General features: G+C 64.2%; 10 protein-coding genes and 1 pseudogene. 8 read left to right on the top strand and 3 right to left on the bottom strand.

The genetic code is table 11. The annotated features are described in order from the left end of the window. Positions 1 to 105 precede the first annotated feature (105 nt). Positions 106 to 1,347, bottom strand: a complete 1,242-nt coding sequence (locus AC3CB8_RS24475; RefSeq protein ID WP_435053019.1) for a cytochrome-c peroxidase — start codon at positions 1,345 to 1,347, stop codon at positions 106 to 108. Between the two features lie 222 nt (positions 1,348 to 1,569). Here AC3CB8_RS24475 and AC3CB8_RS24470 point away from each other — a divergent pair, with 222 nt between their 5' ends. Further along, positions 1,570 to 3,105 (top strand): acid phosphatase, encoded by a 1,536-nt coding sequence (locus AC3CB8_RS24470; RefSeq protein WP_352563643.1) that lies wholly within the window; start codon positions 1,570 to 1,572, stop codon positions 3,103 to 3,105. Between the two features lie 47 nt (positions 3,106 to 3,152). On the opposite strand, the gene AC3CB8_RS24465 is transcribed toward AC3CB8_RS24470, so the two are convergent. Further along, positions 3,153 to 3,788, bottom strand: a complete 636-nt coding sequence (locus AC3CB8_RS24465) for a DUF922 domain-containing Zn-dependent protease (RefSeq protein ID WP_084056469.1) — start codon at positions 3,786 to 3,788, stop codon at positions 3,153 to 3,155. Positions 3,789 to 3,847: 59 nt separating this feature from the next. On the opposite strand from AC3CB8_RS24465, the gene AC3CB8_RS24460 reads away from it, so the two are divergent. The 3 genes from AC3CB8_RS24460 (at position 3,848) to AC3CB8_RS24450 (ending at position 6,225) form a co-directional block, all read left to right on the top strand. Next, positions 3,848 to 4,336 carry a hypothetical protein gene (locus tag AC3CB8_RS24460; protein WP_031252335.1) on the top strand — a complete coding sequence of 163 codons (489 nt, stop codon included), beginning with the start codon at positions 3,848 to 3,850 and terminating at the stop codon, positions 4,334 to 4,336. Between the two features lie 80 nt (positions 4,337 to 4,416). Beyond that, on the top strand, positions 4,417 to 4,875 hold the full coding sequence (locus AC3CB8_RS24455; RefSeq protein ID WP_352563660.1) for a GNAT family N-acetyltransferase: 459 nt from the start codon (positions 4,417 to 4,419) through the stop codon (positions 4,873 to 4,875). 180 nt (positions 4,876 to 5,055) lie between these two features. Next, the gene (locus tag AC3CB8_RS24450; RefSeq protein ID WP_352563661.1) at positions 5,056 to 6,225 is read left to right on the top strand and encodes an aminotransferase-like domain-containing protein; all 1,170 of its coding nucleotides are present in this window, start codon (positions 5,056 to 5,058) and stop codon (positions 6,223 to 6,225) included. An 89-nt stretch (positions 6,226 to 6,314) separates the two neighbouring features. On the opposite strand, the gene AC3CB8_RS24445 is transcribed toward AC3CB8_RS24450, so the two are convergent. After that, entirely contained in the window at positions 6,315 to 6,569 is a 255-nt protein-coding gene (locus tag AC3CB8_RS24445) for a hypothetical protein (RefSeq protein ID WP_352563644.1), read from the bottom strand. 154 nt (positions 6,570 to 6,723) lie between these two features. On the opposite strand from AC3CB8_RS24445, the gene AC3CB8_RS24440 reads away from it, so the two are divergent. The 4 genes and pseudogenes from AC3CB8_RS24440 (at position 6,724) to AC3CB8_RS24425 (ending at position 11,339) form a co-directional block, all read left to right on the top strand. Then, on the top strand, positions 6,724 to 7,152 hold the full coding sequence (locus tag AC3CB8_RS24440) for a VOC family protein (RefSeq protein ID WP_023774055.1): 429 nt from the start codon (positions 6,724 to 6,726) through the stop codon (positions 7,150 to 7,152). Between the two features lie 360 nt (positions 7,153 to 7,512). Next, positions 7,513 to 8,129 (top strand): annotated as a pseudogene (locus AC3CB8_RS24435) (cysteine peptidase family C39 domain-containing protein). 22 nt (positions 8,130 to 8,151) lie between these two features. Further along, on the top strand, positions 8,152 to 9,231 hold the full coding sequence (locus AC3CB8_RS24430; protein WP_023795782.1) for a D-alanine--D-alanine ligase family protein: 1,080 nt from the start codon (positions 8,152 to 8,154) through the stop codon (positions 9,229 to 9,231). Between the two features lie 122 nt (positions 9,232 to 9,353). Continuing rightward, the gene (locus AC3CB8_RS24425) at positions 9,354 to 11,339 is read left to right on the top strand and encodes an AI-2E family transporter (RefSeq protein WP_352563645.1); all 1,986 of its coding nucleotides are present in this window, start codon (positions 9,354 to 9,356) and stop codon (positions 11,337 to 11,339) included. Positions 11,340 to 11,443 lie beyond the last annotated feature (104 nt).

The raw sequence follows: 11,443 nt of genomic DNA, 5'->3' as shown, positions 1-11,443 counted from the left end.
TTCCTTACGGCTTCAGGGCGTTGCCACGCATTAAATCCTGCAGGGATGGAGCCCCCCGTTCTTCGCGGGTGGGAAGGCCCGGGACTGGGCAGGGCGCGTCAGGGTTCAGTTCGCCGGCACTGCCCGGTGGTCGGCGTCGTTGAGCGTGGCGAGAAACGCGACGATGTCGTCGATCTCGGCCTCGTTGAGCGCCGGTTTGTCGCCGGGCTTCTTGCCGTTGAAGGGCGGATCCTGATTCAAGTTCGGCCAGTAAGCCTTTGGCAGATCGTCATATTGCCTGATCGTGCCGTCGGCATTGCTGGGGTACCAGCGGCCAGGGTCGGTGTCGCGGCTGGCGTAGAAGGCGACCACGTCGCGGAGCGTGTGGAAGTATCCGTTGTGGAAGAAACTCTTGCGCAGCGCGACGTTGCGCAGGGTCGGTGTCTTGAACAGGCCGCAATACTCCGTCCGGCCCTTGAAGTCGGTGCGCAGCGGGCCGCACAGGCCGAGATCGACATAGGCCGGATCGGCGTTGGCCGGGATGGTCGGGTTGCGCGGCACGGCGATGGCGATGAGGCCGAAATCGGTGAATTGCGGCGGCTCGCCGTCACTGGCCGGTTCGCTGAGGTGGCAGGAGGCGCAATTGCCTTTCGCCTCGTCCTCGAACAGTTCGCGGCCATGCAGTTCCTGCGCCGACAGCGTTGCCTTGCCGGCGAGGAAGGCGTCGTAGCGGCTGGAATAGGGGTAGAAGTCGGCCGCGCTCTGCTCGAACGTGCCAAGCGCCTCGGCGGCGGCGTCGAAGGCATCGCCCGGGCGGTCGAAGACATCGTTGCCGAAGGTTGCCTTGAACTCGTCGGCATAGGCTGACTTGCGCAAGACAGCAGTGACCGCCAGGGCATCCTTGTTGCCCATCTCGAAGGGCGAGAGCAGGGGGATTTTCGCCTGGTCCTCGCCATGGTCGACGCGACCGTCCCAGGTCAGGCCGCCGGTCGGGCCATTGTCGACGCTCTCGTCGCCCTCGTCCTCGGAATCGTGGAAATGCTCGGTGAAGGCGGGCGCCGCCTCAAGGTAGCGCAGCGACGGCACCGCGCGCACGCCGGACTGGTCGAGGTTCGGGCCGCCCCTCTCGACGGGAGATGCGGAGGCCGGACCGAAGGCGTGGCGCGGATCGTGGCAGGAGGAACAGGCCTGTTTTCCCGAAGCCGAGAGCGCCGGGTCGAAGAACATTTTTCGCCCCAAGGCAGTCAGCGCCTCGGCGCGTGCGAAGGCTTGCCCACGCGACAGCGGACCGGGATGGACGCCGTCCGGCCCCGCCGTATTCGCGGGCGCGGCAAAGCCAAATGCCAAGATCGCGGCGCTCGCGATCATCAGGCTTTTCCATCGTCTCATCATCATGGGCCACGGTCCGCTTTGGCCCGGAAATAAGAACGCAGTGCAACGGATTGATGACCGGTCCCAGTGCTCACGAAACCGTGTTCGCCGAGGCGGCCGATGTCACAAAGGTGACAAGGCAGCCACGTTAGCTGCCTATGGTTGCCGCGCCATAGCCCCATAGCCCCATTAGCCACAGTCAAGCCACGAGGTCTTTCCATGACGAGGCTCAAGTTCCTCACTTCCTTCTGTCTGGCCGGTTCGGCCTGGTTTCCCCTTGCGGCCGCCGATGCCGCCCCTCCCGGCTTCGACAAGATCGACACCGTCGTCGTCATATATGCAGAGAACCGCAGCTTCGATAATCTTTATGGCGGCTTCCCCGGCGCCAATGGGCTGGCCAATGTCTCGGCCGACCAGGCGCGCCAGCTCGACCGCGATGGCAAGCCGCTCACCGAACTGCCGCCGGCCTGGGGTGGGCTGACCGGAAAAGGCGTCACCCCCGTGGTGACGGAGGCGCAGACCGCGCATCTCGCCAACGCCGCCTTCGCCATCGACGATCCCAAGGGCTTCAACGAAGGAACCAATGTCATCACCCACGATTTGTGGCACCGTTTCTATCAGGAGCAGATGCAGATCGACGGCGGCAAGAACGACAAATTCGTCGCCTGGGCCGATTCCGGCGGCCTGGTCATGGGCCATTATGACGGCTCGATCCTGCCGATGTGGCGGATAGCCAAGAAGTACGTGCTGGCGGACAATTTCTTCCAGGGCGCCTTCGGCGGTTCCTTCCTCAACCATTTCCAACTCGCCTGCGCCTGTACGCCGGTCTATCCGCATGCCGACACCAGTCCGATCAAGGGCCAGATCGCCGTGGTCGAGGCCGACGGCACGACCTTGAAGGTGGCCGACAATTCGCCGCCGTCGGCGCTGGGCGGCGTGCCGAAATTCGCCAATGACGGCGCCATCACGCCCGATTTTTACGCCGTCAACACCATGCAGCCGCCCTATCAGCCGAGCTCCAACAAGCCGGCGGAGGGCGGCGACAAGGCGCTGGCCGATCCGGCCGCGCCCACCACGCTGCCGCCGCAGCACGACATCACCATCGGCGATCTCCTGTCGCTGAAGGGCATCGATTGGGCCTGGTACGCCGGCGCCTGGCAGGCGACCCTCGACGGTAAGAACGCCACGCCGGTGCCGAACTTCCAGTTCCACCACCAGCCGTTCAACTATTTCGCCGCCTACGCGCCCAGCACCGCCGCGCGCACCGAGCATCTCAGGGATGGCGGCCTGAATGGCGCCGAATTCATCAAGGAGATCGACGACGGCAAGCTGCCGCAGGTCGCCTTCTACAAGCCGCAGGGCAACCTCAACGAGCACTCAGGCTATGCCGACGTGACATCGGGCGACCAGCATCTGGCCGACCTCGTCGCGCATCTGGAGAAGAGCCCGCAATGGAGCCACATGCTGGTCGTCATCACCTATGACGAGAATGGCGGCTTCTGGGATCACGTCGCGCCGCCGAAGGCCGACCGCTGGGGCCCGGGCAACCGCATCCCGGCCTTCGTCATCTCGCCCTACGCCAGGATGGGGACGGTCGACCACACGCAATACGACACGACGTCGATCCTGCGCTTCATCACCGCGCGCTACGATCTGCCGGTGCTGACGGGCATCGTCGCCCGCGACAAGGCGCTGGCCGCCAATGGCGAGCCGCCGATGGGGGATCTGAGCGCGGCGCTGGATCTTAGCCGGTAGACCGGAGCGAACCGCGGATATGCCACCGCGCCGCGAGGCGCGGTGGCTCAGCCGCCATTGACCAGGGCAAGAATGAGTTTTTGCAGATTGCCGCCCTGGCCGAGTTCGACGCGGTCGAAATCGCGGCTTGCCTGCCGCTGCGCCTGCGAAAGGGCGGACAGGCGTTTGGTCATCTCGACCCGGATCTTGCTGCATTTGGGATCGTCGGGAACGGTGAGGCCGACTGTCGCCGCCTCGATCCTGCGGGCCATGTCGACAATGGTCGCGCCATGCACCTTTTCGTGGGCGCTGACGCCGGCGAGGAAAACCTCCCAGTTCTTCTGGATGGCGGACGGCAGCGGCGAGGAGGGGCTGGGCAAGGTGTAGGTGATGATGAGCTTGGGCTTGGCCGATACCAGCACGCAGGCTCCGGCGCGCGGCTGATAATCCCTGGTCCAGGTCAGCTTGAAATTGGTGTGGGCGATGGCGCGGGCAATGCCGACATTAGGCCCGTTCTCGCCGATCGACCGGTAGAGCTCCGGTCCGGATTGGCCTGAAATGGCATAGGTCTCCACCTTCTCGACCGGCTTCCATTCGGCATGCGCGGCGAGCGGCAAGGCCACCAGGGCGGCTGTCAGAAAACACAGGCGACCAAAGGCCCTCAACACCGGTCTCTCCAAGGCGCGCGGCACGTGCAATGCCATTCAACGGCTTTTCCTATATGCTGCCGGCGGGTGCTGCAAATGGTCGGAGGGGGAAAGTCATGAGAAGATGTCTCGTTGCCGGTGCCTTGGCGGCATTGCTCGGTGCGCAACCGGCTTTTGCCGCGTCCTGCGGCTGGAGCGCCAAGATGGAAGAAGACGAGGGCGGCAGCGTGCTGACGGCTTCCGTCTGCGGCGGGCCGAAAGGCGATGCGCATCTGACGCTGACCTGTTTCGACAATCCGGTGCTGAGCTACGACCTCGGCAATGCGGGCCAGCAGCTGGAACCGGGCATCAGCGGCGCGTTCGACTTCAAGGCCGACGGCAAGACGGTGACCAAGACGCTGCAGCTGGAGGCCATGTACAATTATTTCGTGGTCGACCTGGCGAAAGCCGATCCGTTGCTGGACCTGCTGCGCGGCAAAGGCGACGTGTCGGTCAGCGGGGCTAAATATGGCGCGAACAGTTTTCCGCTGAAGGGCTCGAGCGCGGCCATCGGCAAAGTGCTGGCGCAGTGCGGCAAGGCCAAGCCGGCAGGGGACGGGGATTGAACCTCGAAAGGTTGCGCCGCCCACTGATCCGTTCCATTAGCGGCTTGCCGCCGGCGGCGGCCAGCCGTATTTCACGCCTCATGCCCGACATCCAATTCCGCAAGGCGCAAGCCTCTGATCTGCCAGCCATCGTCGCCATGCTCGCGGACGATCCGCTGGGTGCGGCCCGCGAAGATGCCTCGCTGCCGTTGGCGCGGGGCTATTTCGATGCCTTCGACGCCATCGATGCCGATCCCAATCAGCTGCTTGCCGTGGCCGTGGATGGCGCGGAGGTAATCGGCACCTTGCAGATCAGCTTCCTTGCCGGCATTTCGCGCAAGGGCGGCTGGCGTGGACAGATCGAGGCGGTTCGCGTCGTCAGCGGCAGGCGCTCCGACGGCGTCGGCAAGAAGATGTTCGAATGGGCGATCGAAGAGTGCCGGGCGCGGGGCTGCGGCCTTGTGCAGCTCACCACCGACAAGGGGCGAGCGGATGCGCACCGCTTCTATGAAGAGCTCGGCTTCAGTGCCAGCCATATCGGTTACAAGAAGGGCCTTTAGCGGAAACCGCGCCGTTGCCCGTCCGGCCTGTCGGTGACTGGAGTATAGCGGAAGCCCTTCAGGCCCTATTCAAATCGCCTGGCAAAGCGGATATAGGTCAGTTAGGTTGACCTATTGTAAAAACGTCCGGGGAGGCGTGCCGTGACCCTTTTGAACCTCCTGGCCTCGCGCTCGTCGCGCATGAAGGCCTCCGAAATCCGCGAGCTGTTGAAGCTGCTCGACCAGCCCGACATCCTCTCCTTCGCCGGCGGCATTCCCGATCCGTCGCTGTTTCCGGCAGACGCCATCCGCGATGCCTATGCCGACGTGCTCGGCGGGCCGGAAGCCGCGGCAGCACTGCAATACCAGGTTTCGGAAGGCTATCTGCCGCTGCGGCGCTGGCTCGCCGGGCAAATGGGCAAGCTCGGCGTGGCCTGCGACGAGGCCAACATCTTCATCACCTCCGGCTCGCAGCAGGCGCTGGATTACCTCGGCAAGCTGTTCCTCTCGCCAAACGATACCGCGCTGGTGACGTGGCCGACCTATCTCGGCGCGCTGCAGGCCTTCAACGCCTACGAGCTGCGCTATGACCGGCTGCGGCCCGAGGGCGGGAACATGACGCCCGATGCCTACCACACTGCTGCCGCCGCTAGTGGCGGCAAGGTGAAATTCGCCTATCTGGTGCCCGATTTCGCCAATCCGACCGGCAACACGCTAGGCCGAAAGCAGCGCGAGGCCGTGCTCGACCTTGCCGGCGAGCTCGACATCGCCGTCATCGAGGATGCCGCCTACCGGGCGCTGCGATATGACGGCGAGGGTGTGCCGCCGATCCTGGCGCTCGACTGCATCAGGTCCGGCGGCATCGACAAGGCGCGCACGCTCTATTGCGGCTCGTTCTCGAAAATCCTGTCGCCGGGCATGCGTGTCGGCTGGGTCTGCGCGCCGCGTCACGTGGTGGAAAAACTGGTGCTGATGAAGCAGGCGTCCGACCTGCACAGCCCGTCGGTCAACCAGATGGTGATGCACCGGGTCGCCGAAGCCGTGTTCGACGACCAATTGGAAAAACTCATCGGCGCCTATCGCGAGCGCCGCGACGGCCTGCTTGGCGCGCTTGAAGCCAACATGCCGGAGGGGGTGACCTGGAGCCATCCGGAAGGCGGCATGTTCGTCTGGGTGACGCTGCCGGAAGGCACCGACGCCACGGAACTCCTGGCACGGTCGGTGAAGGAGGCGCGGGTAGCCTTCGTGCCCGGCAACGCCTTTTACGCCGACGGCACCGGGCGCAACACGCTGCGGCTGTCGTTCACGCTGGCCACCCGCCGCGCGGTGAGCGAGGGCATTCCGCGGCTGGCGGCGCTGCTCAAGGGTTAGGGCATTCCAGGGAAAGCGTGAAATGGTTTCCCGGGAAAGCGCGCAGCGCTTTCCCCAGATATTGAGTAATAGCAAAGGGCGGGCATCGCCTAAGCCGGCACGTTCACCAGCTGCTTGAGCTTCGCAAGCCTGGCACGGGCGAGCTTGCGGACCGGCTTTTGGAAATTTTCTTCGCCGGCTTCGACGACGAAGACCAATGTCTTGAAGTCCAGCATGAACTCGTCGATTGCCCGCCTCGTCTGTTCGGACCTGTCGCTGAACCGGCGCAGCAATGCGTTCGCTTCCTCGATGGCATCGGCATTGGCGCCGTCGACCAGCGCTTCAAGCTTCTGAAAACAATCCAACCGAAATTCTCCCGCCGCGCCTGCAAACTTGCCATCGGCCCAAAAGTTCCATCGGGCCCGAAAAATTGTCGCTGGTTGTCAGCAGAGGCTCACGCCCCGCGTTGACGCCCTGCCGACCTCGCCTAAATTCGAGGTCTTGCGAGGAGAAGCTTTCATGGAAACCCGGGAATTGCATCGCGGCCGGCTCATCGACCACCTCCAACTCGTGGTGCGGGATCTCCCCGCCAGCCGGCGATTCTACGAGGCGGTTTTCCAAGTCCTTGGTGTCCCGATCGGCGGCACCGGCGAGGATTATTTCTGGGCCGACGAATTGTTCATTTCCAGCGCCGACAGCCGAGCCGCGCTGGGAAAGCTGACCGGCCGCCATCATCTGGCCTTCCAGGCCAGGGATCACGCCATGGTCGATGCCTTCTACAAGGCCGGGCTCGAAGCCGGCGGCACGGACAATGGCGCGCCTGGCGAGCGGTCCTATCATCCCGGCTACTATGCCGCCTTCCTGCTCGACCCGGATGGCAACAACATCGAGGCCGTCCATCACGGCCCGGCCAACCGCAGCGCCGCGTCGGTGAAGATCACGTTCTAGGAGCAATCGATCGACCGCGTCGAGGCGAGGTGATTCCGGTGCCGCATTCCGGGGTATTTTGGAGACTCGGACGCCACACCGGCGAATCCGATCGGATTCTTGACCTGGGCGGCACTGAAATTGTCCTGCAGAGCATGGATGGCGCCGTCTCTGGACAACAGGCAAAATCGGTCCCATACGGTGCGGCTTCAGGGAAGACGCGTGCGCGGGAAAGGCCGGTTGCTCGTTGAAAAAGAACGTCGCATCTGGCTGGTTTTTGGCTGGACGAAGGTCGCGTAGACGCCGCGCGCCTCGACAGGTCCGAGCGGCTTTCCTTCAATCTCGTAACTTGTATACGAGATTGACTCCCGAGGAGTCCGCATGAGCCCATTGCCTGAAACCGTGCCGTTTTTCAGTCAATGGGAGACGCCTGACATGACGCTGGCGGTGCTCGCCGACGGCGCCGAAGCCGCGTTGCGGCGGGATCCGCTGTGGCAGGGATCAGGCGCTGCCACGCTCGACGAATACGCGGTCTGGGCGCCAATGTCTGCGGCATGGCGTGTCTCAAGATGATCCTGGCGGCGCGCGGCGAGATCGTGCCGACGATCGAACTGGCCAGGCGATGCACTCCATATGGCGGCTATGTCGTCGATGAAGGCTCGATCAAGGGGTTGATCTATGCGCCCTTCGTCACCTTCGTGAAGGCGGAATTTGGCCTCGATGCCGAGGTAATGACCAATGTCGCGACGGCTGACATTCCGTCGATCCTCGGCCGGTCGCGGTTCTTCATCGCTTCGGTCAGCAGTTCGATCCGCTGGCCCGAGCGCAAGCCGCCTTCGAAGGGCGGACATTTGGTTCTGGTCACCGCCGCCTCGGATGAAGGGTTCCGCTTTCACAACCCATCCGGCCATACCAGTGCCACACAGGCCAACGCAGTGTTGGTGCCAGCCGCTTTCGATCGCTTCTTTGCCAATCGCGGCATTGCCGTCGTCATTTGATTTCGACACTCGAGGGATTTCGATGACCGGAAAGATCAGGGTTGCGATCCTCTATGGCGGGCGCTCGGCCGAGCATGACGTGTCGCGGCTTTCGGCCGCCAACGTGCTGAAGGCCATCGACCGGACGCGCTACGAGGTGGTGCCGATCGCCATTTCCAGGGAGGGCAGATGGCTGCTGCAGCCGACGTCCGAGGCGGTGGGAGAGGGGGCGGGAGCTCCGGTGTGGGAGGATGGTGTGGAGGTGGCCTTGGTGCCCGGCGGCAAGGGCCGGCTGGTCTCAACGTCGCATAAGGGAACGCGGGCTGACCTAGCGCCGGTCGATGTCGTCTTCCCCGTGCTGCACGGTCCTTTCGGGGAGGACGGCTCGGTGCAGGGCTATGCGGAGGTTGCCGACGTCGCCTATGTCGGCTGCGGCATCCTCGCCTCGGCCGCCGCCATGGACAAGGACGTCGCCAAGCGGCTCATGCACGGGGCCGGGCTTGCCGTCGCCCGCTCGGTCACCGTCCACCGTAACGACGTCGGTTCCTTTCAGGAGATCGCCGGGGCGCTGGGGCTGCCATTCTTCGCCAAGCCGGCGCGCCAGGGTTCGTCGTTCGGAGTGAGCAAGGTGAACGACAGGGATGGTTTCGATCAGGCCGTCGAGACGGCTTTCCGCTATGACGGCAAGGCGTTGATCGAGGAGTTCGTCGAAGGCCGCGAGATCGAGTGCTCGGTGCTGCAACGGGCCGACGGCTCGCTCACGGTGTCGCTGCCCGGCGAGATCATCCCGGCCGGCAAGCACGGCTTCTACACCTATGAGGCCAAATATCTCGACGCCGACGGCGCGGTGGTCAAAGTGCCCGCCGATGTGCCGGCAGTGGTGATCAACCGGGCGAGGGAAATGGCTGGGCAAGCCTTCAAGGCGCTCGGCTGCGAGGCGCTGGCGCGCGTAGACTTCTTCCTGCGCGCCGACGGCTCCCTCGTTGTCAACGAGGTCAACACGCTGCCCGGTTTCACCGACATCTCGATGTACGCCAAGGCGCTGGCCGCGATCGGCATCGGCTATAGCGAGGTCATCGATATCTTGATCGAGCATGCGCTGGCGCGGCACGGCGCGCGCTGATCCGAGTCAGCGGTCGCCGCACCGGATAACCCGTCCTTTGGACAGCGTATCCTTCACCTCTGGCTAATGTTGCTCCCCGGCTCTATATGCCCGATCATGGGACTGGCAGGGGGAGGCATGGAATGGCGGCCAATCGTCGAAATGAGATGGCGTCGCCCGCGCGTGGCTTGGAGGATATTCTTTCGCCCGCCGCCCCGCACCCACGAACATCGTTGCCCAATATAGCCACCATCGTCACCACGGTGGCGGCGCTGTATTTCGGCCGTGAGGTTTTCCTGCCCATAGCGATCGCGCTGTTGCTGACTTTCGCGCTCGCCCCCCTTGTGTCCGCGCTCAAACGGGCCGGTATTCCCCGGATTGCCGCCGTCATCGTCAGCGTATTGGGGGCCTTCGCCGCCCTTGCCCTGTTCAGCTTCATTGTCGCCACGCAGGTCAGCGAACTGGCGCAAAACATCCCGGTCTACCAGACCAACATCCTGACCAAGATCCGCTCGCTCAAGGAGACTGGCGTTGGGGGAGGGATCATTGCCAGGTTGAGCAAGGTGATCGAACGTGTCGGCCAGGAGATCGACAGGCAAGAGACGCCGCCGCCGGCCGCCACCCCGGAAAAGCCGCCGCGTGACCCGGTGCCGGTCGAGATCGTCTCGCGCGAAAGGCCCTTGGAGGTTCTGCAGAACATAGTCGGGCCGCTGATCAGCCCGCTCGGATCGGCCGGGTTGATCATCGTCGTCGTCATCTTCATGCTGCTGGAGCGGGAGGATTTGCGCGATCGCTTCATCCGCCTTGTCGGGTATGGCGACCTTCACCGTACCACCGAGGCGCTTCAGGATGCCGGCAAGCGTGTCGGCCGGTACCTGCTGATGCAATTGGTCGTCAACATCGTGTACGCCGTACCAATTGCGGTCGGCCTGTGGATCCTGGGCATCCCGAATGCCTTGCTGTGGGGGCTGCTGGCACTCGGCCTGCGCTTCGTCCCCTATATCGGCCCGGCGATCGGCATGCTGCTGCCGCTGTTCCTGGCGCTGGCCGTGGCGCCGGGCTGGTCGCTCGTGCTGTGGACAGCCGCCCTGTTCGTGGGGATGGAACTGATCACCGGCAATGTCGTGGAACCTTGGCTTTATGGCTCCCGAACCGGGCTGTCATCCCTGGCGATCATCGTTGCGGCCATCTTCTGGACGTGGCTCTGGGGCCCGCTCGGGCTGGTTTTGTCAACACCGCTCACCGTTTGCCTGGTGGTGCTGGGCAGGCATGTGCCACAATTTGAGTTCCTCGACGTCCTGTTTGGCAACGAGCCCGTGCTGGAACCCCATGCACGCCTCTACCAGCGTCTGCTGGCCGGTGACCCTGACGAAGCCACGGACCACGCCGAGGAGATGCTGGATGAGAAATATCTGGTCGAGTTCTACGACAAGGTCGCCATTCCCGCCCTCCTGCTGGGCGAGCAGGACCGTGCGCGCGGTGTCATGGGCGACCAGCAAAGGCGTCAGGTGGCCGAGAGCGCCCTGGTGATGGTGGCAAACCTCGACGACAGCGCGCATGAGGAAGCAGAGGAAGAGGATGGCCCGCCGGCGGCCGAAGAGGAGACGGATGACAAGGATCCTTCCGGCGAAGACGAGACCGAACTGCCCGACGGCACGGATTTGTCGGTGCTTTGCACAGGCGGGCGCGGTGAACTGGACGATGCCGCCGCCGCGATGCTGGCACAGGTGCTGGAAGTCCAAGGCACGACGGTCTCGAAGGCCGGCTTTGCCGATATGGAACCCGCGAACATCCGCCGTCTCGAACTCGAAACCATCGATACCGTGGTGGTCGGCTTCCTGAACCGGGATTCCATCAAGCACGCCCGGTTTCTGGTTCGCCGGCTGAAGCGGGCGAAAGCGGCTTTGCGGGTGGGAATCGTGTTCTGGTCGCAGGCCGCCAATGAGGACAAGGAAGCGGCCGCGAAGCTCGCCCGTGACATCAACGCGGATTTTGTGGCGCATGGCATGGTGGACGCGGTGGTGGGCGCGCTGTCGAACGAGCCGCCAATCGCCCTCAAGCTCGTCGCCAAACGCCGGATGCGGCGACAGCGGGCCACCTCCCGAAAGGCCCCGGCGGCCGCGACCTAGGTCCCGGTTGATCCGGTCAATTTCGGTCGTTCACATATTGGAAGCGACATCGCGGGAGGAGGGCGGCCTTGGCTTGTGCGCCGGCCGGATCCTCGCGGCCTGGT

The organism is Mesorhizobium sp. P160927 (genome assembly GCF_057766385.1).
This window is presented reverse-complemented; position numbering and strand designations above follow the sequence as displayed.

What these genes read in the sequence shown, in the direction of transcription:
- AC3CB8_RS24475 (WP_435053019.1), bottom strand. Translation starts at nt 1,347, where the DNA reads ATGATCGCGAGCGCCGCGATCTTGGCATTTGGCTTTGCCGCGCCCGCG.
- AC3CB8_RS24455 (WP_352563660.1), top strand. Translation starts at nt 4,417, where the DNA reads ATGCCCGACATCCAATTCCGCAAGGCGCAAGCCTCTGATCTGCCAGCC.
- AC3CB8_RS24470 (WP_352563643.1), top strand. Translation starts at nt 1,570, where the DNA reads ATGACGAGGCTCAAGTTCCTCACTTCCTTCTGTCTGGCCGGTTCGGCC.
- AC3CB8_RS24460 (WP_031252335.1), top strand. Translation starts at nt 3,848, where the DNA reads ATGAGAAGATGTCTCGTTGCCGGTGCCTTGGCGGCATTGCTCGGTGCG.
- AC3CB8_RS24430 (WP_023795782.1), top strand. Translation starts at nt 8,152, where the DNA reads ATGACCGGAAAGATCAGGGTTGCGATCCTCTATGGCGGGCGCTCGGCC.
- AC3CB8_RS24440 (WP_023774055.1), top strand. Translation starts at nt 6,724, where the DNA reads ATGGAAACCCGGGAATTGCATCGCGGCCGGCTCATCGACCACCTCCAA.
- AC3CB8_RS24425 (WP_352563645.1), top strand. Translation starts at nt 9,354, where the DNA reads ATGGCGGCCAATCGTCGAAATGAGATGGCGTCGCCCGCGCGTGGCTTG.
- AC3CB8_RS24450 (WP_352563661.1), top strand. Translation starts at nt 5,056, where the DNA reads ATGAAGGCCTCCGAAATCCGCGAGCTGTTGAAGCTGCTCGACCAGCCC.
- AC3CB8_RS24465 (WP_084056469.1), bottom strand. Translation starts at nt 3,788, where the DNA reads ATGGCATTGCACGTGCCGCGCGCCTTGGAGAGACCGGTGTTGAGGGCC.